The following is a 22,927-nucleotide window of genomic DNA, read 5'->3' as shown; positions in this document are numbered from 1 at the left end:
CTCAGCCCTGCGGCGCCGGCGGCGGTGTCACCACCTCGACGACGGCGCCGGACTGCAGGCGTCCCTGCCCCGCCACGACGATGGAGGCGCCGGCCGAAACGCCCTTCACCTCGACCTCGCCCTTCGCGCGCTGCCCAAGCTCCACTTTCAGCTGCTGCGCCTTGCCATCGACAATCTGCCAGACGAGACGCTCCTGCCCGCGCGGCACGATGGCGCTCTCGGGCACGAAGACGGCGTCGCGCGCCTGGCTGCCCTTCACCACAACCCGGGCAAACAGGCCCGGACGCAGGACGAGGTCCTTGTTGTCCAGCCGCGCCCGCACGCTGAGCGAGCGGCCATTGATGTCGACCATCGGATCGATGGCGTAGATCATGCCCGTGAAGGTGCGGCCCGGCAGCGCGTCCAGCGTGATGGTCACGGTCTGGTTCTCGGCAATGCTGGAAAGCTGCGTCTCCGGCACCTTGAAGTCGAGCTTCAACGTGTCGATCTTTTCGAGATTCACCAGCTCGGTGCCAACGGCGATGTAGGCGCCGTTGGAAACCGAACGAAGGCCGACCACGCCGTCGAAAGGCGCGGTGATGGTGTGCTTGGCGATCTGCACACGTTGGGAATTGATCAGCGCCCGCGAGGTGTTGAGCTCCGCCTGCGCCTCGTCCAGCGCGCGGCCGGTGCCGGAGCCAGTCTTCTGCAGCCGTTGGGCGCGGTCGTAATTGGCCTCGGCGAGATCGAGCCGCGCTTCGGTTTCGTCCAGCGAGGCCTTCACCAGGGCGGCATCGAGCTGCACGAGAACCTCGCCAGCCTTCACGTGCTGGCCTTCCTGGAAATGGATTTCCTGGATGCGCCCGGAAACCTCGGAAGCGACCTTCACCGATTCATCGGACTGGAGCGATCCGATGGACGAGATGTCGGTGGTGACCGAAGCCGCGCGGGCCGTCGCCACCTCGACCGGTATCGCGGGGGGGGCCTTCGGTTCGGCAGCGGTACTGGCTTCGCCCCTGCCGCCGAACACGCTGGCCACGTCGACCCAGCCCTTCTCATGCGCGAGCCATCCGGCTCCCGCGAGAACGGCGATGGTGACCAACAAGCCGGTTCGACGTCGCATCATGCCCCCATCAAGCTGCGTCGCTGCAGGAAAATTCCATGCTGCGACACAACAGATATGAGGAAAAGTTCCAACTTAATTATGCGTCATGTCGCGACCGCGCGGATCACATTCACGCGGTCGCGGGATCATCATACTCCATTCGCGGCGACCCGGCACGGGACCGCGCCGCACGCCGCGAAGCCGCCGGAAATCAGCCGTTCTTCACCATCACATGGCGCACGACGGTATAATCCTCCAGCGCATAGGCGCTGAGATCCTTGCCGTAGCCCGACTGCTTCAATCCGCCATGCGGCATCTCGCTGACCAGCATGAAATGGCAGTTCACCCAGGTGCAGCCATATTGCAGGCGCGAAGCGGTGGCCATGCCGCGCCCGACATCCTTCGTCCAAACCGAGGAGGCGAGGCCGTAATCGCTGTCATTGGCCCAGCCCACCGCCTCGTCCACATCGGTGAAGCGCGTGACCGATACCACCGGGCCGAACACCTCGCGCCGGACGATCTCGTCGGATTGCAGGGCGCCCGCGACGACGGTTGGCTCGTAGAAGAAGCCCTTGCCGGAGCCGGCGCCGCCGGCGACCTTGCCGCCGGTGGCGATTTCGATGTGGCTGAGTTCCGACGCCCGCTCGACGAAGGAAGCGACGCGGGCGCGCTGGCGGCCCGAGATCAACGGGCCGATGTCGTTCTCGCCATCATCCGCCTGGCCGAACTTCAGGCCGGAGACGGCGGAGGCGAGGTCCGCGACCAGCTTTTCATAGACCTTGGCACCGGCATAGATGCGGCAGGCGGCGGTGCAGTCCTGGCCGGCATTGTAATAGCCGAACACCTTCACGCCCTCGACCACCGCGTCGATATCGGCGTCGTCGAACACGATCACCGGCGCCTTGCCCCCGAGTTCCAGATGGGTGCGCTTCACCGTCTTGGCGGCGGCGGTCAGCACCTTCTTGCCGGTGGCGATGTCGCCGGTGAGCGAGACCATCGCCACCTTCGGGTGGTTGATCAGCGCGTTGCCGACGCTTTCGCCGCGCCCGACGACGACATTGACCACGCCTTCGGGGAAGATGTCGGCAATGATCTTCGCCAGCTTGAGCAGGGTCAGCGGCGTCTGCTCGGAAGGCTTGATGACCACCGTGTTGCCGCCGGCGAGCGCCGGGGCGAGCTTCCATGCCGCCATCATCAGCGGGTAGTTCCACGGGGCGATGGAGGCGACGACGCCGATCGGGTCGCGGCGGATCATCGAGGTGTGGCCAGCCATGTACTCGCCCGCCACCATGCCATGCTGGGTGCGCGCCGCGCCGGCGAAGAAGCGGAAGCAGTCCACCACGCCGGGCAGTTCGTCGTTCAGCACCGCGTGGCGCGGCTTGCCGCAGTTCAGCGCCTCCAGCGTGGCGAAGGATTCCGCCTCGGCCTCGATGCGGTCCGCCAGCTTGAGCAGCATGTAGGAGCGCTCCGCCGGGGTGGTGCGCGACCAGGTGCGGAACGCCTTGTCGGCGGCGTTCACCGCCGCGTCGATCTGGTCCGGCGAGGCTTCCGGCAGCTCGATCAGGGTTTCCTCGGTCTTCGGGTTGAGCACCGTTTCCGGCGTTTCCGTGCCGGCGACGAAGGCGGAGCCGATGAGCATCTCGGTGTCGGAAAGGGCAGTCATGGGGCGTCTCCTATTTTCCCGAGCCGGCCACCGCCTCGCCATGGCGGGTGAGATAATAGGCGGCGAGGATGGGCAGGAAAGTCACAAGGATCACGAGCACGGCGACCACGTTGGTGACGGGCCGCTGGCGCGGACGAATGAGTTCGGACAGCATCCAGATCGGCAAAGTCGATTGCTGGCCGGCGGTGAAGGTGGTGACGATCACCTCGTCGAAGCTCAGCGCGAAGGCGAGCATGCCCCCCGCCAGCAGCGCCGTGCCGATATTGGGCAGGATCACGAGGCGAAAGGTCTGGAAGGCGTCGGCGCCGAGGTCCATCGACGCCTCGATCAGCGAGGGCGAGAGCCGGCGCAGGCGCGCCACCGCATTGTTGTAGACGACGACAATGCAGAAGGTGGCGTGGCCGAGCACGATGGTCCAGACCGAGAAGGGTATCTCCATTAGCCCGAAGGCCTGGCGCAGCGCGATGCCGGTGACGATGCCCGGCAGGGCGATGGGGAGCACGAACAGCAGCGAGATCGGCTCGCGCCCGAAGAACCGCGCTCGCGCCAGCGCGCCGGCCGCCAGTGTGCCGAGGATCAGCGCCAGCACGGTGGCGATGCTCGCCACCTTCAGCGACAGCCCGACCGCCGCCCAGATATCGGCCCGCCCCCACACCACGCCGAACCATTTCAGCGTGAAGCCAGGCGGGGGAAAGGCGTAGCTCTTCTCTTCCGTGGTGAAGCAGTAGAGCAGAATGAACAGCAGCGGGATGTGCAGGAAGGCCAGCCCGCCAATGGCGGCGATCTTGAGCGAGAGCGGCGCGCGGGTCATCAGGCGACACTCCTGCTGAACCGAGGCGATGATGCCGGAAGCGTTTTTCCTGGGTCCCGGATCGGCGCTCCACCTGCGGTGTCGCTTGTCCGGGACACAAGCGACTTTCTGTTTCCCGGACGAGTTGCGCGTAGCGCGGCGCTGATCCGGGACCCAGAGAAGGCTCTTCCGCCGAAACGTCCGACCTCACAGCGCATCGAACGCCCCCGTGCGCTTGGCGACCGTGAGGAACACCGCCATGACGAGGATCGGCACCAGCGAGAAGGCGGCGGCGAGCGGGATGTTTCCCGCGGTGCCCTGCAGCGTGTAGACCGCCTGCCCCAGCACCAGCGCCGAGGTGCCGATGATCTGCGGCACGATGTAATCGCCCAGCGTCAGCGAGAAGGTGAAGATCGCCCCCGCCACCACGCCCGGCATGGCGAGCGGCAGGATCACGGTGCGGAAGACCAGCCCCGGCGCCGCGCCGAGATCGCCCGCCGCCTCGATGAGATGCGGCGGCACCCGCTCCAGCGCCGCCTGCACGGGCAGGATCATAAAGGGCAGCCAGAGATAGGTGAAGGTCAGCACCATGCCGGTGTAGCTGACCGAGAGCGAGGGCCCGCCGACCAGCGGCAGTGCCAGCCACGCCTCCAGCGCCCCGGCGAGGCCTAGCTTGCCGGCGAACCAGCCGATGGCGCCCTCGCGCGCCAGCAGCAGCTTCCAGCCATAGACCTTGACCAGATAGCTCGACCACAGCGGCATCATCACCGCGAGATAGAACGCCGCCTTCACCTTCGGCCCGGCATAGCGGGCGGCATAATAGGCGATGGGAAAGGCGATGATCGCGCAAAGCATTGTCACCGCAGTTGAAATACCAACGGTGCGCAGCAGGATGTCGAGATTGGCGGGGCGGAAAAGCTCCAGAAGCGTCGCCGTGGTCGGCTCGCGTACGATGGTGCCGGAAAACTCGTCTATCGAAAAAACCGATTGCCCGAGGAAGACAAACAGGCTGCCGAGATAAACCAGCCCCAGCCAGAGCAGCGGCGGCACCAGCAGGAGCAGCGTCAGCAGCCGCGCGCGGCGCACCAGCACATCGGAAAGACGGCGCAATACCCCCTCGCGCGGGGCGGGCAGATCGAAGCCGGCGAGGCTCATTCCTCGCCCTCCATCGGCCGCACCGCCCCGGTCGGCACGGCAAGCCGGACCTCGCCGCCCGTCATCACGCCCGCCGCGCCGGCGGGAATGGCGGCGGTGAGCGCCAACCCGTCGGCGGTGCGGACGCTGACCCGGCGCACCGGGCCCTGATAGGACACGTCGGTAACCTGCGCCTCGACAAGGGCCGCCCCCTCCGGCACCGGCCCGCCGGGGGCCAGCAGCACGATCTTTTCCGGCCGCAGGCTGCACGGCCGCGCCGGACCGCCGAGACGCGCCGCCTGCGCGGCCTCCAGCACATTCGCCGAGCCGACGAAGCGGGCGACGAAGCGCGTCGCGGGCCGCTCATAGACCTCTTCCGGCGGGCCGACCTGCACGATCCGCCCCTCATTGAACACGGCGACGCGGTCGGCCATCGACAGCGCCTCGCTCTGGTCATGCGTGACGAAAACGAAGCTGAGGCCGAGCGCCCGCTGCAAGCCCTTCAGTTCGCTCTGCATTTCCTCGCGCAGCTTGAGATCGAGCGCGCCGAGCGGCTCGTCGAGCAGCAGCACCTTGGGCCGCACCACCAGGGCGCGGGCGAGCGCGACGCGCTGGCGCTGGCCGCCGGAGAGCTGGGCAGGCCGGCGCGTCTCCATGCCGGCGAGCTTCACCATGGCCAATGCCTCGCGGGCCAGCCGATCGCGCTCGGCTCTGCCGATGCCTCGCACCCGCAGCCCATAAGCGACGTTCTCGCCCACCGAGAGGTGCGGAAACAGCGCGTAATCCTGGAAGACGGTGTTGACCGCCCGGCGATAGGGCGGCAGCCCCTCCACCGTTTCCCCGAAAATCTCGATATGCCCGGCATCAGGCTGCTCAAAGCCGGCGATCAGGCGCAGGCAGGTAGTCTTGCCGGAGCCGGAGGGGCCGAGCATGGCGAAGAACTCGCCCGGCGCGATGGAAAGATCGACGCCATCCACCGCCCGCACCGCGCCGAAATGCCTGACGACACCGGCAAAGCGGACGGCGGGCGTGGTGAGGGGGGCGGCGTGAACATGCATGAAGAGCATCCGGGAAGGCAATCAGGAATCACCGCGAGAGACACTGCGCGACTCGTGCGCTGGGTCCCGGATCGGCGCCGCGCATCGCGCGGCTTGTCCGGGAAGCAAGATCTCGTGTCCCGGACAAGCGACGCCGCAGGCGGAGCGCCGATCCGGGATCCAGCGAACAGGTGCGGCCGAAGACGGCGCAAAATCCCTGCCGCTTCAGCATCCCTCAAGCCCGGGCTTTCGCCCGGGCACATCAGGACGGCGTCGTAGGACGAGGCAAGCTACCGCCCGCCGAGCACGGCGATGTAGTCCGACACCCAGCGGTAATAGGGCACGCAGCCTTCGGCCTGGGTGGCGCATTTGGCGACCGGGGTGCGCCAGAAATGAATGCGCTCGAACTCTTCCATGCCGTTGGTCTTGCAGCCTTCGGCGCCGAGCAGCTCATTGCCCTTGCAGGCGGCGGGGACGGCGGGCACCGAGCCGAACCAGGCGGCGAGGTCGCCCTGCACCTTGGGCGAAAGCGAGTGCTCCATCCACATGTAGGCGCAGTTGGGATGGGCGGCGTCCGCGTGCATCATGGTGGTATCGGCCCAGCCGGTAGCGCCCTCGCTGGGAATGGTCGAGGCGATCGGCTTCTTCTGGCTCTGCAGCAGGTTGACCTGGAAAGGCCAGGAGGAAGAGGCGACGACGCCCTCATTGGTGAAGTCGTCGATCTGGATCATCGCGTCGTGCCAGTAGCGCTGCACGATCTTGCGCTGCTGGCGCAGCAGGTCGAGTGCCGCCTTGTACTGCGCCTCGGTCAGCTCATAGGGGTCCTTGATGCCGAGCTCGGGCTTGTGCGCCATGAGATAGAGCGCGGCGTCAGCTATGTAGATCGGGCCGTCAAAAGCCTGAATGCGGCCCTTATTGGACTTGCCGTCCGGCAGGGTCTGCTCCTCAAACACCACGTTCCAGCTCTTGGGCGCCTCGCCCTTGAAGGCTTCCGTGTTGTACATCAGCACGTTGGAGCCCCACTGGTAGGGCGTGCCGTAATGCACGCCGTTCACCGAATGCCAGGGCGCGTCCTGCAGGCGTGGGTCCACCGTGGCCCAGCTGGGGATCAGCTTGGTGTTGATGGGAGCCACTTTCTTGCCGGCGATGAGGCGCAGCGAGGCGTCGCCAGAGGCGGTGACGAGATCGAAGCCGCCCTCATTCATCAGCGCGACCATCTCATCGGAAGTGCCGGCGGTCTTCACATTGACCTTGCAGCCGGTCTTGGTCTCGAAATCCGTAACCCAGTCATAGGCCTTGTCCGTGTCACCGCGCTCGATATAGCCGGCCCAGGCGACGATATCGACCTGCCCCTCGCCTTTGCCGACGGCGGTCATTTCCGCAGCGAAAACAGGGTTCAAGGCGAGCGAGGCGCTGGCGACGAGCGCCGGCAGATGCAGATAATGGGAGATGCGCGGCATGGTCTTTCCCTCTGTTCTGCGGGCGCTGTCGGCCCTTTGACGAGGAGTGTGACGCTGCGTCGAGCCCCGCGCCACACCAAAGATCAGAAGCCAGCTATCGGAAAAGTCGATGAGTAGGAAATGAGCATCCAACAGGCCCATGGCCGGGCTTGGCCCGATTCTCCATGACGTTGAGCGCCGGCCACCGAAGGCGTGGATCCCCGGGCCAAGCCCGGGGATGACCGGCGGGAGTGTCGTTTACGGGCGGGCATTTGGGGGTGGGAAGAGCGCCCTCTCCCGCGTGTCCCGGCCAAGCGGAGGCGCAGCCGGAGAGCGGAGCCGGGACCCAGCGCAAACCGCGTATCGCCATGCCGTGCGCGCCGGAAGGGAGAAGCCGCCCCCACTCCCTGGGCCCCGGATCGGCGCCGCGCCAGCGCGGCTTGTCCGGGGAACGAGGGACCGGCGCGGCGAAGAAAGCGCCCCTTACCGGCCCCGCCCGCCATGCCGTGTCGCGGCGATGGAGACGAAGCCGGCGGCGGCGGCCGAGAGCGGCGAGCCGCGGCGCCAGGCGGTCGCCACCTCCACGGCCGGCACGTCGTCCACCAGGGTGCGCGCCTCGATCTTGTCGCCTTCCAGCGACCAGGGTCGATAAGTGAGGTCCGGCAGCACCGCCACGCCCGCGCCCGTCGCCACCAGCGAGCGGACCGCCTCCACCGAGCGGGTGCGGAACGAGACCGGCGGACGGATGCCGAGCCGGCGCCAGACGACTTCCGAGGCTTCGGCGATTTCGTCAATGGTAAGAAGCACATGCGGCTCCTCGGCGAGATCGCGCAGCGAGACGCGCTCCTGCGCCAGTGCCGGGTGGCCGAGCGGCATCCACACGCGATAGGGCGAGATTTCAACGGATTCGGTCTGCAACGCCGCCGATTGCCGGCCGGGCGGCAGCACCATCACCGCGACATCGAGTTCGCCACCGACCAGAAGATGTTCGAGATAATCGGCGGCGTCCTCCACCGCTTCCACGGCAATGCCGGGAAAGGCCCGGCGGAAGCGGGCGATAAGATCGGAATAGATGTAGCCGGCGACCAGCGGTGTGACCCCCACAGCCAGCCGCCCGGTGAGCGCCGCCGTCTCCGGGCCCGCCAGCGCCCGGCGGGCATCGGCGACATCACCGAGGATCTTTCGCGCGTGGCGCAGGAAATGGTGGCCCTTCAGCGTGAGGTCGGCGCCGCGGGCGTGGCGCTCCAGCAGCTTGAAACCGAGATCGAGCTCCAGCTCGCGCAACGCCTCGGTCACGGTGGATTGCGAGATCGCCAGCGCATGCGCCGCCGAGGAGACGGAACCGTTTTCCGATACCGCCACGAAATACTGAAGCTGGCGCAGCGAGAAGGCCATCGGAAGTTCCGGGGGGCAAGGGTCCACCGGGAGAGTAGACGCCCGTCTCACCCCCGCCAAGCGCCGTTCTGCACCGTGGCCAGTCAGGACGATGAGGTGGACGATGAGTCCGATGGGGACGATCAGGCCGAACAGACCGAACAGACCGACGGTCGCCTATCGCGCCAGCAGGCTCTTCAGCTCGAAGCCCTCGTCGGAAGCCTGCTCCGGGGTAAGGGTCGGGGTGCCGGCGAGCAGGCGGCGGCCGAGCATGTGGTCGGCCGGGCGGTTGACGCTCTCAATGGCGGTGAGCACGCCGTCGCGGAAGCGGAACACCGAAAACCGCCGCGAGGCGGGGTCGCCGCGCAGCACGGCGGTATCGGTCGCGGCTGCGAGGCCGACCATCTGCAGCTTGAGGTCGGCCTGGTCGCTCCAGAACCATGGCACCGCGTCGAAGGGTACAGGCTCGCCCGTCGGCGACAGCTTGCCGGTGAGCCGATGGGCGAGGCTGCGCGCCTGGTCGGCGGCGTTCTGCACCGATTCAAGCCGCACCCGTCCGCTCGCGAAGCGGCTGGGATAGGCGACCGCGTCGCCCAGCGCGGAGATCGCCGGGTCGGCGGTGGCGAGATGCGCGTCGACGACGATGCCGTTCGCCACTTCCAGCCCGGCCTCGGCCGCGAGCTCGACATTCGGCACCACGCCGATGCCGACCAGCACAAAATCGGCCGAGTGCACCTGACCGTCCGTGGTCTCGACGCCGGTGACATGGCCCGCCTTTTGGCCATCCGCGCCCTGCAACCCGATGACGCCGGCGCCGAGCACCAGTTTCGTGCCCATCGCCGCGTGGGCCTGCGCGAAGAAGGCCGACATATCAGGCGAGACCGCGCGGCTCAGCACGCGGCTGGCGCCTTCCAGCACCGTCACCTCGTGGCCGAGCGCGCGGGCGACGGCGGCGAATTCCAGCCCGATGAAGCCGGCGCCGATCACCACGACGCGGCGGGCCTCGTCGAGCCGGCCCTTCAGCGCGTCGGCATCCGCGCGGGTGCGCAGATAATACACGCCGGCAAGGTCGTGCCCGGGCACCGGCAGCGGCCGGTTGCGGGCGCCGGTGGCGAGGATGAGGTGGCCATAGGGCAGCGCCGCGCCGTCTTCCAGGAGCAGGCGCTGGCCGGCGCGGTCGATGGCGGTGGCGCGGGCGTTGATGAGCTCGATGCGGTGGTCGGCATAGAAGGCGCCGGCGCGCAGCTCGATCTGCTCGATGCCGGCCTCGCCCTTCATATAGGCCTTGGAGAGCGGCGGGCGCTGATAGGGCAGGCCCGGCTCGTCGCCCACCAGTGTGAGGCGCCCCTCATAGCCGGCGTCACGCAGCGAGGCGGCGGCCTGGAAGCCGCCCTGCCCGGCGCCGAGAATGACGATGCCCGCCTCGTTGATGTTCGCCTTGCTCATGAAAGGCTCCCCGCCTGCGCCACCAGCCGGTCGCGCTCCTCATAAATCGCCTCGCTCAGCCGTGCCATGAAGTCGCGGTCCGGCAGGCCGGGCGGGATGGGCGGCAGATAGGAGACGGTGATGGTGCCCGGCCGGATGGCGAAGCTGCGCGCCGGCCAGAACAGGCCGGCATTGTTCACGACCGGCACCACCGGCAGGTTCAGCGCCTTGTAGAGCAGCAGCACGCCGCGGTGGAACTCGGCGCGCTCGTCCACCGCGCGGCGGGTGCCTTCCGGAAAGATCAGCAGATTGCGGCCCTGCTCGCTCGCCTCGCGGCCCTCGCGAAACATCTTCTTCACCGAGGACGCACCGCCGGCGCGGTCGATGGCGATCATCGGCGAGCGGCGCAGGAACCAGCCGAACACCGGGATGCGGTACAGCTCTTCCTTCAGCACGATGGCGACATCGGGAATCAGCACGGCGGCGGCGATGGTCTCGAAGGCCGATTGATGGTTGCCGACATAGAGCGCCGGCTCGGCCGGCCGGTTGGCGTCGCCAATGGTGCGGTAGGAGAGCCCGACAAGGCGCAGGATCGCCATCACCCCGCCGGCCCAGAAGCGCGAGAAGCGGCGGGTCAAGGGCGGCCGGTCGCGCAGCGCGAAATAGGGAATGGTCACCGCCAGCAGCGCTGTCCACACAACCAGCAGGACGAGAAAGACAAAGGAGCGCAGGCGGGCCATAGGCGGGGGTCTCGAACGGAACGCGCCGGGTCTAGCAGATCGAGCCCGCCGACGGGAGGGGCTGCGGGCGGGAACGCCTGCAGACAAGGGACGAAGCCTCGGCGCCCGGGTGCCCGAGGTCCGGCCGGCGGGAGATGTTTGGCCGGCGGGGAGAGGTTTGGCCGGCTGGCACGGTGTGGCCGGCGGGGGCGAGGTTTGGCCGGCGGAGCGAGGTTTGGCCGGCGGAGCGAGGTTTGGCCGGCGGAGCGAGGTTTGGCCGGCAGGCTTTTCCCTGGGTCCCGGCGCGGCGCTCCGCCTGCGGCTCCGCTGGGCCGGGAAACGGGTGCCGTTTCCCGGACAAGCCGCGCCATGCGCGGCGCCGATCCGGGACCCAGTGCCGCCCAGTGCATCGTCATCCCCGGGCCCGGTCCGGAGATCCACGACTTCCGCCGAATCGTTGCGTCGTGGATGGCCGGGCCACGCCCGGCATGACGGTGGATGCGGGAGGGGCGAAGCCGCGGCGCCCAGGCGGGCGCGGTCTGGCCGGCGGGAGAGGTTCGGCCGGCGGGCGCGAGGTTTGGCCGGTGGGAGAGGTCTGGCCGGCGGGCGCGGTTTGGCCGGCGGGTTTTCGCTGGGTCCCGGCGCGGCGCTCTGCCTGCGGCTCCGCTGGGCCAGGAAACGGGGGGTGCCGTTTCCCGGACAAGCCGCGCCATGCGCGGCGCCGATCCGGGACCCAGCGTCCCCTAGCGCATCGTCATCCCCGGGCCCGGTCTGGCGATCCACGACTTTCACCGGGTCATGGAGCCGTGGATGGCCGGACCACGCCCGGCCATGACGGCATGGAGGCGGGAGGGGCGAAGCCTCGGCGCCCAGGCGGGCGCGAGGTTTGGCCGGCGGAGCGAGGTTCGGCCGGCGGGCGCGAGGTTTGGCCGGCAGGCTTTTCCCCTGGGTCCCGGCGCGGCGCTCCGCCTTTGGCTCCGCTGGGCCGGGAAACGGGGGGCCGTTTTCCGGACAAGCCGCGCCATGCGCGGCGCCGATCCGGGACCCAGTGCCTCCTAGTGCATCGTCATCCCCGGGCCCGGTCCGGCGATCCACGACTTTCGCCGGGCCGTGGAGCCGTGGATGGCCGGACCACGCCCGGCCATGACGGCGTGGACGTGGGAGGGCCGCGCCTCAGCCATTGCCGGCGGGCGGCGGGGGCGGGTCCAGCAGGGCGAAGGCGTCGACGTCGAACATGCCGAAATCGGTGATCTTGAGATGGGGGATGACCGGCAGCGGCAGAAACGCCACCTGCAAGAACGGCTCGGCCAGCACCACGCCCAGCGCCTTGGCCGCCGCGCGCAGCGGGATCAGCGCGTCGTGGACATCCTCGAAAGGCGTGTCGGCCATCAGCCCCGCCACCGGCAGAGCGAGTTCGCCCGTCACCACGCCGTCCTGCGCCACCGCGAAGCCGCCGCGCAGCTCGATGAGCCGGTTCACCGCCACCGCCATGTCGGCCTCATCGACGCCGACCACGGTGATGTTGTGACTGTCATGGCCGACCGAGGAGGCGATGGCGCCACGCTGCATGCCGAAGCCGTGGACGAAGCCGCGCCCGATATTGCCGTTGCGGCCATGGCGCTCGACCACGCACACCTTCACCGCGTCCTGCGCGAGATCCACCTGCTTCTCGCCACCGACCAGCGGCAGGTCGAGCCGCACATCCTCGGTGATGATGCGCCCCGGCACCACGCCGATGATTCGGGTGGCGCTCTCGGTTGCGGGGATGGCGAAGTCTGCCGCGCTCACCCGCTTCGCCTTCACCGAATCGAGCCCCACCGGGGGCACGCTGGCGCGGGCGGCGAAGAGTTGCGGCGTCACCAGCCGCCCGGCGGAAATGACCTGGCGCACCGAACAGGCCGCCAGATCGTCCACCAGCACGATGTCGGCCCGCCGGCCGGGGGCGATGAGGCCGCGATCGCGCAGGCCGAAGGCGTTGGCCGCCGACCAGCTCGCCACCCGGTAGACATGGTGCAGCGGCGCACCGTGGCGGATGGCCTCGCGGATCATGTAGTCGAGATGGCCTTCCTCGGCGATGTCCAGCGGGTTGCGGTCATCGGTGCAGAAGGCGAGGAAGGCGGAGGTGTCGGCCGAGATCAGCGGGATGAGGGCGTGCAGGTCTTTCGAGACCGAGCCCTCGCGGATGAGGACGGACATGCCCTTCATCAACTTCTCGCGGGCTTCCTCCAGCCCGGTTGCCTCATGCTCGGTGCGGATGCCGGCGGCGATGTAGCCGTTGAGATCGCGCCCGCGCAGCAGCGGCGCATGGCCGTCAATATGCCCGTCCGAGAACAGCGAGAGCTTGGCGAGGCACCCTTCGTCAGCGAACAGCACGCCGGGGAAGTTCATGAACTCGGCCAGCCCGATGCCGGATCGATGGCCGCGCAGCAGAGCGAGGTCGGTCGCCGCCAGCGCCGCGCCGGCGGTCTCGAAATTAGTTGCGGGCACGCAGGAGGAGAGCTGGACGCGCAAATCCATGATGGTGTGCTCGGCGCAGCGCTGGAAATAGGCGATGCCCTCGGCGCCCAGCACATTGGCGATTTCGTGCGGGTCGCAGATCGCCGTGGTGACGCCGTGCGGCAGCACGCAGCGGTCGAATTCCAGCGGGGTGACCAGCGAAGATTCGACATGCAGATGCGTGTCGATGAAGCCGGGAACGGCGAACAGCCCCGCCCCGTCGATCATTTGCGCGCCCTCATAGGTGCCGTAGGTGCCGACGATACGGTTCCCCACCATGGCGATGTCGGTGAGGGTGAGCGCGCCGGTGATGACGTCCAGCATCTGGACGCCCCTGATGACGAGGTCCGCCGGCGCGGTGCCCCGGCCGGCCTCGACAAACCGCGCGATCTCGGCCGGGCTTTGCGTCGCCATGGGCTAGTCCTTCCAGGCGCTGGCCTTGTCGAGCCGGCTGATGTCGGCACCGCTCAGCGCGAGGTCGGCGCTGGCGAGAAGATCGCCGAGCTGCTCGATGCGCGAGGCGCTGGCGATGGCGGCGGTGACGCTGGGCCGCGCCATCACCCAGGCGAGCGCCACCTGGGTGGGCGTGGCGCCGCGGGCGGCGGCCACCTCGTCCAGCGCCGCGAGAATGCCCTCGCCCCTGGGGTTGAGATATTTGTCGACCAGCGAGCCGCCCCGCACGCTTTTCTGCGCGTCGGCCCGGCTGCGGTATTTGCCGGTGAGGAAGCCGGCGGCGAGCGAGAAATAGGTGATGACGCCGAGGCCGTTGGCGGCGCAGACCGGCTCGATATCGGCCTCGAAGCCGGCGCGCTCGCACAGATTATATTCCGGCTGCAGCGTCTCGTAGCGCGGCAGCTTCTCGCGGGTCGACACGGCGAGCGCCTCGAACAGGCGCGGGGCGGAGAGGTTGGAGGCGCCGATGATGCGCACCTTGCCGGCGGCGATCAGTTCCTCATAGGCACTGAGCACGTCCTCGAACGGCGTGTCGGGGTCGTCCCAATGCGACTGGTAGAGGTCGATATAGTCGGTCTGCAGCCGCGACAGCGACGCCTCGACGGCGGTCTTGATGTAGTCCGGCTTCAGGCTGACCTTGCCCTGCCCCATGTCGCTGCCGACCTTGGTGGCGATGACGAGGCGGTCGCGGTTGCCGCGCGCCTTCATCCATGTGCCGATGATGGTCTCGGATTCGCCGCCGACATGCCCCTGCGCCCAGCGCGAATAGACGTCGGCGGTGTCGATGAAGCAGAAGCCCGCCTCGAACAGCGCGTCGAGCAGGCGGAAAGATGTGGTCTCGTCGGCGGTCCATCCGAAGACGTTGCCACCGAAGCACAGCGGCGGGACCAGAATATCCGAGCGTCCGAGGCGGCGCAGTTCCATTCGTCTCTCCTCCGTCGGTAGGTTCAACGCGCCGGGCCTGCCGAAACCGCGAAAGTAGAACAACTCTCGCGCAACACGCGCCGGCGGATGATGAGTTTAGGGCAGGCACGCCCGGGTGCTAACCACCCCAGTGTTGCAAAGCGGGGTTCTCAGAACCCGTCCTCGTCAAGTGAACCCACCTCGATGAGTTCCACCTGCTCGCGCTGGCACACATGCCGCAATTCCGGCGACGATACCGTGTCGGTCACGAAGGTGTCGACCTCCGACATCGAGCCGATGCGCACCGGCGCGGTGCGCTCCAGCTTGGAGCGGTCGGCGACGAGAATGATCTGGCGGGCATTGTCGATGATGGCGCGGGCGACCTGCACCTCGCGATAGTCGAAATCCAGCAGCGTGCCGTCCTCCTCGATCGCCGAGGCGCCGATGACGGCGTAGTCGACGCGGAACTGGCGCACGAAATCCACCGCCGCCGAGCCGATCACCGCCCCGTCGGCGTGGCGCACCGGGCCGCCGGCCATGATCAGCTCGATCCGGGGGTGGCGGTAGAGCAGCGTCGCCACGTTGAGGTTGTTGGTGATGACCAGCAGATCCTCATGGTCGGCCAGCGCGCGGGCGACCTCCTCCGTGGTGGTGCCGATATTGATGAACAGCGAGGCGCGGTTCGGCACCATGCTGGCCGCCGCCTCGGCAATGGCGCGCTTGGCGCCCTGCGCCATGGCGCGGCGGGCCTCATAGGCAAGGTTCTCGACGCCGGAGGCGACGACGGCCCCGCCATGCACCCGCGACATCAGCCGGCGCACGCACAGGTCGTTGAGATCCTTGCGGATGGTCTGGGGTGACACGTCGAAACGGCCGGAGAGCTCCTCGACGCTCACCCGCCCCTGCGCGCGCGCCAGCATGAGGATATCCTGCTGGCGTGAAGAGATGGCGTTCATGCGGCCGGCGGCCCTTCTCCCGAGGACGGATGATCGTCTCTTGCGGACGATTCGTCCCGCATCCTGCACAAGAATGCAGGCGCCGCAAACGTCCGCTTAGATGCGTTGCAGCATGAGCGCGCTGCCGAGACCGCCGGCAGCGGCGATGGCGGCGAGGCCGCGCGCGCCCTCCCCCTCTGCCGCCAGTTCGTGGAACAGCCGCACCGCGAGGATGGCGCCGGAAGCGCCGATGGGATGGCCGCGCGCCAGCGCCCCGCCGCTGCGATTGACGCGGGCGGGATCGAGGCCGAGCGCCGCGCTGTTGGCGAGCGCCTGAACCGCGAAGGCTTCCATCAGCTCCACGCAGGCGAGCAGCCCCGGGTGCCGGGCAAGCAGCCGCGCCGCTGCCGGCACCAGCGCCAGCGCCGGCTGCTCCGGCGCGGCCCCAACCGAGCCACCATCGACGACCGCGAGGCCGGAAATGCCGAGCCGCGTCCGCACCTGCGCAGACACGACCAGCACGGCGGCGGCGGCGTCCGCCTCCACCGCGACGCCGGCGGCATCGACGGCGACATCGCCCTCCCCCGCCAGCACCGGCGCGCGGGCGCAGAGCTGCGGGGTCAGGCGCCGGGTGAAGGCGTCCGCGTCGAGCCCCGCCAGCGGTACGATCTCGGCCCTCAGCCGCTCGCGGGCGACCAGCGCCCGGGCGTGGCTGTCAATGGCGAAGGCGGCCTGCTGCGCGCGGGTGATGCCGCCTTGCCGCGCCAGAGCGGCGGCAGCGGCGATCATGTCCGGGTCGCGCGCCGGCCAGGGGGTGAAGGGCGGGCGGTCGTAGAAGACCGGCGCCTCGCCCTTTGCCCTCGGCCGGAGGGCGCGCAGCGGGGCGAGGCTGAAGCTCTCCACCCCGCCGGCGAGCACGATCTGCGCGGCGCCCGCTTCCACCATGCGCACCGCCAGCTGGATGGCGTCGAGGCCGGAACAGCATTGCGTGTCCACCGTCAGCGCCGGCACGCTTTCCGGCAGGCCAGCGGCCAGCGCGGCGAGGCGCGCGACATTGCCGCCGCCTGACAACGCATTGCCGAGGATCACCTGATCCACCTCCCCCAATGCGAGGCCGGCATCATGAAGGCAGGCGCGCAGCACCGGGGCGGCGAGGTCGTGCGCCTCCACTGCGCGGAAGGCGCCGCCGCGTGGAGCCACCGCCGTGCGGCGGGCGGCGATGACGAAGGCGGGGTTCACCGCCGCAGCCTTTCGGCAGCGATCGCTTCCAGCGCCCGCAAATCCGCCTTGCCGCCGGAGGTGCGCGGCCAGTCGTCGAGGGCGAGGAAACGGCGCGGCAGCTTGGATGCCGGCAGCAAGGCGCGGCAGGCGGCGCGCAGTGGTGCTTCCTCGAAGCGCCCGCGCAGCACGGCCACGAGTTCCACGCCGCGCCGTTCGTCCGGCAGGCCGAATACGGCGGCTTCTTCGATGCCGGACAGGCTGGCCAGCACCGCCTCCACCTCCTCGGGATAGACGTTCATCCCCGAGGTCACGAGCATGCGCTTCTCGCGCCCATGCAGATAGAGGAAGCCCGCCTCGTCCAGCCGGCCATGGTCGCCAATGGTGAGAAAGCCGCCCTCGCGGCGGGTCTCCGACGCGGCGCCGCAGGCATAGGCATCGAACAGCATGGAACTGCCGACCCAGATCGCGCCCGCCTCGCCGGTCGGCAGGTCGCGTCCGGCGCCGTCGCGGATGCGGAGGGCGACGCCATGTGCGGGCCGGCCGACCGAGCCGGGCGGCACGGGCTCCTGCGGGTGGGCGATGGTGATGAAGCTCGTCTCCGAGGCGCCGTAGAACTCGGCAATGCCGGCATTGGGAAACAGCGCCTGCGTCGCCGCGCGCGTTTCCGGCCGCCATTTGGCGCCGCTGACCATCAACAGGCGCAGCGTTGGGAAACGCTCTCCCGCGCCGGCCTCCAGCAGCATCTGCAGCTGTGTCGGCGTGGCGTAGAGCGCGGTGACATCGTGGCGGGCGATGAGGCGCAGCCCCCGGCGCGGGTGGAACTGGCGCATCATCACCGCGCTCGCGCCGATGTGCAGGGCGTGCACCACGCCATAGAGGTGCAGCGAGGCCGCCAGCCCGCCAGGCGCCAGCACCACGTCGCGCTCGGAAAGCCCGAACTCCACCTCGCTCGCCTCGAAGCTGTCGACCCAGGAGCCATGCGAACGGCGATAGCCCTTTGGCACGCCGGTCGTGCCGGAGGTGAAGCCGACATAGAACGCCGCTTCCGACTCCGGCGGGGGAGGAAATGGCCCGGGAGCGACATGGGGAACCGCGTCCAGCGTCAGCGCCGGGGCGAGCGCCGCGTCGATGGCGGCGCGGTAGGGCGTGGGCCAGGCGGGATCATAGACCAGCGCCTGCCGGCCGCTGACCGCGCAGGCCAGAAAGGCCTCGACCAGAGTCGGCGCATTGCCCATGGCGAGGGCGACGCCGTCCCCCGGCGCGGTACGCTCGCCAAGCCATGCGGCCAGCCCCCCGACACGCGCCGCGAGTTGCGCCCGGTCTTGCGCCTCGTCGTCGCAGACCAGCGCCGGGCGGTGCGGGGCAGCGGCGGCCAGCGCCGGGAGTGCCTCGCCGACAGTGCGGGACATCACCTTCAGGCGTTGCGGGAGAGCAGGGCTTCCGGCATGCCGCGCGCCACCGTCTGGGCGATCAGCGCCACCAGCAGCGCCTTGATGGCATCGCCGGGAATGAAGATGAGGCACGCCTTGGTGGCGTCGAGCACCGAGAGGCCTCCCACCAGCGCCATGCCGGCAATGCCGAAGGCGTACATCACCACGATGCCGCCGATGACGGCGGCGATGAGGGCGGCGGGGAAGACCGGCGCCTTGCGCAGCGCCTGCATGATCCAGCCGGCGACAAACGCCACCGCAACCCAGCCGAAGATGAAGCCGACCGAGGGAGTGAAGAACACGCCGAGCCCGCCGCGCCCGCCGGCCAGCAGCGGCGCGCCGAGAGCGACGACGAACAGCAGCAGCACCATGGCCAGTGCCCCGCGCCGGGCGCCGAGCATCACCCCGGCCAGCATGGCGCCCATGCTCTGGGCGGTAATCGGCACGCCGGCGGCGAAGGGGAGGTCGAAGCGGGGCAGCAGCCCGAGCACCGCGAAGATCGCGGCATAGAGGGCGATCTGGACGAGCGAACGGTCTTTCATCGGGAGCCTTTCCGCGGTGCGCCGCCCCGCGCAGCCAGCGCCTCGGCGGTGTGATGAGACAGTCTGAGCGTCTGGATACAGAAAGGCGCGAGCAGGCGCCAGCCGCCGCGCTTGCCGGTGCGCGCCCGCCAGGACTCGTTCAGCGCCTCCCACAGCGCGAAGAGCAGCGGCACAAAGCGGATCATCATCGCCACGGCGAGCGCCACCGCGCGCGGCGATACGCCGAACCAGCCGAGCGGGCGCAGCAGCGGCTCCACCGCGTCCATCATCGCGTCCATGCGCGTGGTCATGGTCACCGCATTGGCCAGCAGCACCATGGCAAGGATGCGCGCCAGCACGACGACGCCCGCCCGCACGTCGCCGTTCCACCAATGGAAGGCGAGGAGGATGAGGAACAGCGGCCAGAGCGGCCGCAGCAGGGCGATCTGCGCCAGCGCCGGCTTGCCGAGGCAGACGTAGAGCGCCAGCACTGCAACGAGAAGACCGGCCATCAGGGGCAGGCTGTCGAGCGGCGCCACGGCAAGGCTGATCAACCCCAGCGCCAGCAGCTTCCAGCCGGCGGGGACGGCATGCAGCCAGGTGCGCTGCGCGAGGTAAAGCGAGATCACCGCGCGCTCCCCCATAGCCCGGCGTCCCGTCGTGTCCCGGCCGAGCGGCGCCTGCGGCGGGCGCCCATCGTGTCCCGGACAAGCTGCGCGGAGCGTAGCGCTGATCCGGGACCCAGCGGAAACCCCGCCGAAGACGGCGTGACGTTCTCCCCGTGGGAGAGATGCACGGCCAAGAGTACCGCGAAGAGTACGGCCAAGAGTACGGTCAAGAGTCGCCCCTGGGTCCCGGCGCGGCGCGGCACGGTGTGCCGCTGGTCCGGGAAACGCGAGGGGGCGCCAAGCCGGCGGCCGCCGGTGCGGGACATGGGGCGATGCGGAAGCTGCGCGGCGCTCACGCCAGCGCCTCCGCGAAGGCGCGGTAGGCGGCGATCACCTCTGCCGGCGCTCCGTCGCCGCGCACGCGGCCCTCATGCAGCCAGATCACCCGCTCATAGGCGGTGAAGGCGTCGAGTTCGTGGGCGACGAGAATCACCTGCTGCGGCAGGCCGGCGACCAGCGTCTCCAACCGGCGGCGGGTGGGGAGATCGAGGCTGGAGAAGGGCTCGTCGAGCACCAGCACCGCCGGCTCCATCACCAGCACCGCGATGATGCACAGGAACTGCTTCTCGCCTTCGGACAGCGCATGCACCGGCCGCTCCGCCCAATGGGCGCGTTCGAAGCGGGCGAGCGCGGGCACCGCCTGCTTCGCCGCCTCCCGGCGCGGCATCCCGGCCTGTTCCAGGCTGAAGGCAATCTCCTCGGTAACGGTGGGAAAGATGATCTGATGGTCGGGGTTCTGGAAGATGAAGCCGACCGTGCGCGGCAATTCCCCGGACTGCTCCTTCGCGTCGAGCCCATGCACGGTGACGCGGCCCTCATCGGCGGCGAGCAGGCCGTTGAGCAGGCGCACCAGCGAGCTTTTGCCCGAGCCATTGGTGCCGATCAGCCCGACGCGGCGTTCCGCGATGTCCAGCGAGACGCCGTCCAGCACCCGCCGCCCGCCGCGATGCAGGGTGACGCCTTCCAGGCGGATAAGGGGGGTGTTCGGCACAGGCGGGGTCCGGCATGAAGGAAGGATGGCGGCGGGCAGCAAAGGCTTCGCCGCTTATCGCGTCGGGAGGGTCCTGCTGTCGAGAGGGCGCATGCCCCTCACCCGCCCGTGGCAGCGTCGCCCGTGGCAGCCGTACCCGCAGCAGCCTTGTCCGCGGCAGGCTTGCCCGTGAGGGTCAAGCGCGTGAACTTGCGGAAGCGGGCGAAGGCCGCCGGTCCGTCGCCGGCCCGCGCGCGGATGACCGCGCCCTCATAGGTGTCGACGACATGGCCCGCCACCTCGACCGGATCGAGCGCGGCATCCACCTCGCCGGCCTGCTGCGCCTCGGAGATGAGCGCGGCAAGGTCCTGCTCCCAGGCGGCGAACACGGCGCGTAGCTGGCCGCGCAGTTCCGCGTTGAGCGCGGGAGCCGCCAGTGCCAGCGCGCCATAGAGGCAGCCCGGCATGCCCGCCTCGGCCGTGGAATCGCGCTCCACTTGCACGAGATGACGCTCGATCCGCGCCAGCGGGCTCAGGCTCTCATCGGCGAACAGCTCCTGCCGCTGCTGGCGGTACTGGCCGGCATAGGCGGTGAGGACCGCGCTCGCGAAATCCTCCTTGCTGGCGAAGAAATGGTAAAATGACCCCTTGGGCACCGCCACCGAGGCCAGAAGCGGGCCGATCCCGGTGCCTTCATACCCCTGCTCCAGCATCGCCCGGCGCCCGGCGGCCACGATCCTGTCACGTGTGGATGGTTTTTCCGTCATAACTAGACGACCGGTCTACTTTTGCCTATCATGCTTTGAATCGGACCACATGGAGGCGCCCATGTCCATCGTGCCAGAACCCGGCGTGCCCGTGCCCCCCATGCTGAAGCCCGCCATGCTGGAACCCTGCGTGCCCGCAGCCGGGCCCGCCCGGCGCCGGCCCCTCATGACGACGCGCTCGGCCGGCCTCGCCGTGGTTCTCGTCTCCACCCTGCTGTGGAGCCTCGTCGCCCTGTTCGTGCGCATGGCCGAACTCGATGCCTGGTCGATCATTCTCTGGCGCTCGCTGTTCGCCGTGCTGGCGCTCGGCCCGTTCTGGCTGCTGGCCACGCGCGACAAGGCGCAGGCCCTGCGCGCGACCTGCTCCATGGCCGGCCTGGTCACGGTCGGCCTCGCCGTGGCCGGCAACCTCACCTACATCGCCGCCCTGCAGCTCACCTCGGTCGCCACCGTGATGACCGTCTACGCCACACTGCCCTTCGCTACCGCCGCTTTGGGCCTGCTGGTGCTGCACGAGCCCCTGAGCCGGCGCTTCGGCGCGGCCGCGCTGCTGGCGAGCGTGGGCATCGCCATCACCGCCGGCGCCGCCATGTCGATGGGCGACGCCGCCGGCATCGCGGTCTCCGCCCTGATGACGCTGAGCTGGGCCGGGCTGCTGGTGCAGGCCAAGAGGCACCCCGGGCTGGACATGACGCTGATCAGCCTCGTTTCCGCCCTCGGCGCGGCACTGGTGGCGCTGCCAATGGTGTCCGGCGGCCTGCCGCCGCTGCACGCGCTGTGGGTGTGCGCCCTGCTCGGCGTGCTCACCTCCGGCCTCGCCAATGTCCTGACGCTGCTCGGCGGGCGGCACATACGCTCGGGCGAGACCGGCCTGCTGCTGCTGCTCGACGTGGCGCTGTCGCCGCTCTGGGTGTGGCTGGTCTTCGACGAACGGGTCGGGCCGCCGGCGCTGTTCGGCGGCGCGCTGGTGGTCATCGCCGTTGCCGGCTACCTCTTTGCCGACAGGCCGCGCGGCCTCATCGGGCTCAGAGCATTTCCAGCGCCCGCTTGCGGCTTGGCGGCGGGAAGGCGGCGTCGAGCGCGGCGAGGTCTTCGGCGTCGAGCCGAATGTCGCGCGCGCCGGCATTCTCGCGCATATGGGCGGCGCGCGAGGCCTTGGGGATGACGATGTTGCCCGGCATGCGCAGCGCCCAGGCGAGCGCGATCTGGAACGGCCTTGCACCATGTTTGGCCGCCAGCTCGCCCAGCACGCCGGTGCTCTTCAGCCGGCCGCGCTCGATCGGGCTATATGCCATGACCGGCATTTCGTGCTCCTGCAGCCAGGGCAGCAGGTCCCATTCCGGCCCGCGCCTGGTGAGGTTGTAGAGCACCTGGTTGGTGGCACAGCCCTCGCCGCCGGGGGTCTGGTACAGCTCGTTCATGTCGTCCGTGTCGAAATTCGACACGCCCCACCGGCCGATCTTGCCCTGGGTCTTGAGCTGCTCGAAGCCGATGATGGTCTCGGCCAGCGGCACGCTGCCGCGCCAATGCAGCAGATACAGGTCGATATGGTCGGTCTTCAGCCGCCGCAGGCTGCGCTCGCAGGCCGAGACGACGCCGGAACGGCTGGCATTGTGCGGGTAGACCTTGGTGACGAGAAACACCTTGTCGCGCAGCCCGGCCAGGGCCTCGCCGAGAAAGCGCTCACAGGAGCCCTCGCCATACATTTCCGCCGTATCGACAAGAGAGAGGCCGAGCTCGACGCCGAGGCGGACCGATTCGGTCTCCTCCGGGCGCGCCTCGGGGCGCTCGCCCATCATCCAGGTGCCGATGCCGAGGGCGGGAATCTTGGTCCCGCCGGGAAGAACCACCGTGCCGCTCATCATCCACCTCCATTGCAACCTCAGCCGGAGTGCCAC

General features: G+C 69.3%; 19 protein-coding genes and 1 pseudogene. 1 reads left to right on the top strand and 19 read right to left on the bottom strand.

The window, feature by feature from the left end:
* Window position 1: 1 nt before the first annotated feature.
* The 18 genes from ACQY76_RS12655 to ACQY76_RS12570 all read right to left on the bottom strand — a co-directional run bounded on the left by ACQY76_RS12655 (window position 2) and on the right by ACQY76_RS12570 (window position 20,996).
* Entirely contained in the window at window positions 2–1,105 is a 1,104-nt protein-coding gene (locus ACQY76_RS12655) for an efflux RND transporter periplasmic adaptor subunit (RefSeq protein WP_428029092.1), read from the bottom strand.
* 190 nt (window positions 1,106–1,295) lie between these two features.
* A complete protein-coding gene (locus ACQY76_RS12650; protein ID WP_428029091.1) occupies window positions 1,296–2,747 on the bottom strand; it encodes a gamma-aminobutyraldehyde dehydrogenase in 1,452 nt (483 codons plus the stop codon).
* Between the two features lie 10 nt (window positions 2,748–2,757).
* Window positions 2,758–3,558, bottom strand: coding sequence for an ABC transporter permease (locus ACQY76_RS12645; RefSeq protein WP_428029090.1), 801 nt, complete (start codon window positions 3,556–3,558; stop codon window positions 2,758–2,760).
* Between the two features lie 186 nt (window positions 3,559–3,744).
* The gene (locus ACQY76_RS12640; RefSeq protein WP_428029089.1) at window positions 3,745–4,692 is read right to left on the bottom strand and encodes an ABC transporter permease; all 948 of its coding nucleotides are present in this window, start codon (window positions 4,690–4,692) and stop codon (window positions 3,745–3,747) included.
* Window positions 4,689–5,729, bottom strand: coding sequence for an ABC transporter ATP-binding protein (locus ACQY76_RS12635; RefSeq protein WP_428029088.1), 1,041 nt, complete (start codon window positions 5,727–5,729; stop codon window positions 4,689–4,691). Before ACQY76_RS12635 ends, ACQY76_RS12640 begins: the two co-directional genes overlap by 4 nt.
* A gap of 269 nt (window positions 5,730–5,998) precedes the next feature.
* Complete coding sequence (locus tag ACQY76_RS12630) at window positions 5,999–7,168, bottom strand: ABC transporter substrate-binding protein (protein WP_428029087.1); 1,170 nt, start codon at window positions 7,166–7,168, stop codon at window positions 5,999–6,001.
* 462 nt (window positions 7,169–7,630) lie between these two features.
* A complete protein-coding gene (locus ACQY76_RS12625; protein ID WP_428029086.1) occupies window positions 7,631–8,542 on the bottom strand; it encodes a LysR family transcriptional regulator in 912 nt (303 codons plus the stop codon).
* A gap of 156 nt (window positions 8,543–8,698) precedes the next feature.
* On the bottom strand, window positions 8,699–9,967 hold the full coding sequence (locus ACQY76_RS12620) for an NAD(P)/FAD-dependent oxidoreductase (RefSeq protein ID WP_428029085.1): 1,269 nt from the start codon (window positions 9,965–9,967) through the stop codon (window positions 8,699–8,701).
* The gene (locus ACQY76_RS12615) at window positions 9,964–10,686 is read right to left on the bottom strand and encodes a lysophospholipid acyltransferase family protein (protein WP_428029084.1); all 723 of its coding nucleotides are present in this window, start codon (window positions 10,684–10,686) and stop codon (window positions 9,964–9,966) included. The genes ACQY76_RS12620 and ACQY76_RS12615 overlap by 4 nt, the downstream gene beginning before the upstream one ends.
* 1,152 nt (window positions 10,687–11,838) lie before the next feature.
* Entirely contained in the window at window positions 11,839–13,575 is a 1,737-nt protein-coding gene (gene ade, locus ACQY76_RS12610) for an adenine deaminase (RefSeq protein WP_428029083.1), read from the bottom strand.
* Window positions 13,576–13,578: 3 nt separating this feature from the next.
* Complete coding sequence (locus tag ACQY76_RS12605) at window positions 13,579–14,538, bottom strand: aldo/keto reductase (protein WP_428029082.1); 960 nt, start codon at window positions 14,536–14,538, stop codon at window positions 13,579–13,581.
* Between the two features lie 149 nt (window positions 14,539–14,687).
* Window positions 14,688–15,473: a DeoR/GlpR family DNA-binding transcription regulator gene (locus tag ACQY76_RS12600; RefSeq protein WP_428029081.1), complete on the bottom strand. Its 786-nt coding sequence runs from the start codon at window positions 15,471–15,473 to the stop codon at window positions 14,688–14,690.
* A gap of 96 nt (window positions 15,474–15,569) precedes the next feature.
* Window positions 15,570–16,691 (bottom strand): acetyl-CoA C-acyltransferase, encoded by a 1,122-nt coding sequence (locus ACQY76_RS12595; RefSeq protein WP_428029080.1) that lies wholly within the window; start codon window positions 16,689–16,691, stop codon window positions 15,570–15,572.
* Window positions 16,688–18,082 (bottom strand): AMP-binding protein, encoded by a 1,395-nt coding sequence (locus ACQY76_RS12590; RefSeq protein ID WP_428029079.1) that lies wholly within the window; start codon window positions 18,080–18,082, stop codon window positions 16,688–16,690. Before ACQY76_RS12590 ends, ACQY76_RS12595 begins: the two co-directional genes overlap by 4 nt.
* A gap of 5 nt (window positions 18,083–18,087) precedes the next feature.
* Window positions 18,088–18,645: a biotin transporter BioY gene (locus ACQY76_RS12585; protein WP_428029078.1), complete on the bottom strand. Its 558-nt coding sequence runs from the start codon at window positions 18,643–18,645 to the stop codon at window positions 18,088–18,090.
* On the bottom strand, window positions 18,642–19,253 hold the full coding sequence (locus tag ACQY76_RS12580) for an energy-coupling factor transporter transmembrane component T family protein (protein ID WP_428029077.1): 612 nt from the start codon (window positions 19,251–19,253) through the stop codon (window positions 18,642–18,644). The genes ACQY76_RS12585 and ACQY76_RS12580 overlap by 4 nt, the downstream gene beginning before the upstream one ends.
* A 331-nt stretch (window positions 19,254–19,584) precedes the next feature.
* A complete protein-coding gene (locus ACQY76_RS12575; protein WP_428029076.1) occupies window positions 19,585–20,283 on the bottom strand; it encodes an energy-coupling factor ABC transporter ATP-binding protein in 699 nt (232 codons plus the stop codon).
* A 98-nt stretch (window positions 20,284–20,381) separates the two neighbouring features.
* On the bottom strand, window positions 20,382–20,996 hold the full coding sequence (locus ACQY76_RS12570) for a TetR family transcriptional regulator C-terminal domain-containing protein (RefSeq protein WP_428029075.1): 615 nt from the start codon (window positions 20,994–20,996) through the stop codon (window positions 20,382–20,384).
* An 82-nt stretch (window positions 20,997–21,078) separates the two neighbouring features.
* Between ACQY76_RS12570 and ACQY76_RS12565 the strand changes: the two are divergent.
* A pseudogene (locus ACQY76_RS12565) lies at window positions 21,079–21,957 on the top strand (DMT family transporter); the annotation flags it as partial.
* Between the two features lie 97 nt (window positions 21,958–22,054).
* On the opposite strand, the gene ACQY76_RS12560 reads toward ACQY76_RS12565, so the two are convergent.
* Window positions 22,055–22,891 (bottom strand): aldo/keto reductase, encoded by an 837-nt coding sequence (locus ACQY76_RS12560; RefSeq protein ID WP_428029074.1) that lies wholly within the window; start codon window positions 22,889–22,891, stop codon window positions 22,055–22,057.
* Window positions 22,892–22,927 lie beyond the last annotated feature (36 nt).

It is taken from the genome of Ancylobacter sp. (genome assembly GCF_965279025.1).
GTDB lineage: Bacteria > Pseudomonadota > Alphaproteobacteria > Rhizobiales > Xanthobacteraceae > Ancylobacter.
Note: the sequence above shows the minus strand (reverse complement) of the source record. Positions and strands in the feature narration are given on the sequence as shown.

Excerpts from the sequence above, each read along its gene's own strand:
- ACQY76_RS12605 (WP_428029082.1), bottom strand. The coding sequence starts at position 14,538 with ATGGAACTGCGCCGCCTCGGACGCTCGGATATTCTGGTCCCGCCGCTG.
- ACQY76_RS12635 (WP_428029088.1), bottom strand. The coding sequence starts at position 5,729 with ATGCATGTTCACGCCGCCCCCCTCACCACGCCCGCCGTCCGCTTTGCC.
- ACQY76_RS12655 (WP_428029092.1), bottom strand. The coding sequence starts at position 1,105 with ATGATGCGACGTCGAACCGGCTTGTTGGTCACCATCGCCGTTCTCGCG.
- ACQY76_RS12650 (WP_428029091.1), bottom strand. The coding sequence starts at position 2,747 with ATGACTGCCCTTTCCGACACCGAGATGCTCATCGGCTCCGCCTTCGTC.
- ACQY76_RS12600 (WP_428029081.1), bottom strand. The coding sequence starts at position 15,473 with ATGAACGCCATCTCTTCACGCCAGCAGGATATCCTCATGCTGGCGCGC.
- ACQY76_RS12615 (WP_428029084.1), bottom strand. The coding sequence starts at position 10,686 with ATGGCCCGCCTGCGCTCCTTTGTCTTTCTCGTCCTGCTGGTTGTGTGG.
- ACQY76_RS12585 (WP_428029078.1), bottom strand. The coding sequence starts at position 18,645 with ATGAAAGACCGTTCGCTCGTCCAGATCGCCCTCTATGCCGCGATCTTC.
- ACQY76_RS12590 (WP_428029079.1), bottom strand. The coding sequence starts at position 18,082 with ATGTCCCGCACTGTCGGCGAGGCACTCCCGGCGCTGGCCGCCGCTGCC.
- ade (WP_428029083.1), bottom strand. The coding sequence starts at position 13,575 with ATGGCGACGCAAAGCCCGGCCGAGATCGCGCGGTTTGTCGAGGCCGGC.
- ACQY76_RS12645 (WP_428029090.1), bottom strand. The coding sequence starts at position 3,558 with ATGACCCGCGCGCCGCTCTCGCTCAAGATCGCCGCCATTGGCGGGCTG.
- ACQY76_RS12625 (WP_428029086.1), bottom strand. The coding sequence starts at position 8,542 with ATGGCCTTCTCGCTGCGCCAGCTTCAGTATTTCGTGGCGGTATCGGAA.
- ACQY76_RS12560 (WP_428029074.1), bottom strand. The coding sequence starts at position 22,891 with ATGAGCGGCACGGTGGTTCTTCCCGGCGGGACCAAGATTCCCGCCCTC.
- ACQY76_RS12630 (WP_428029087.1), bottom strand. The coding sequence starts at position 7,168 with ATGCCGCGCATCTCCCATTATCTGCATCTGCCGGCGCTCGTCGCCAGC.
- ACQY76_RS12640 (WP_428029089.1), bottom strand. The coding sequence starts at position 4,692 with ATGAGCCTCGCCGGCTTCGATCTGCCCGCCCCGCGCGAGGGGGTATTG.
- ACQY76_RS12620 (WP_428029085.1), bottom strand. The coding sequence starts at position 9,967 with ATGAGCAAGGCGAACATCAACGAGGCGGGCATCGTCATTCTCGGCGCC.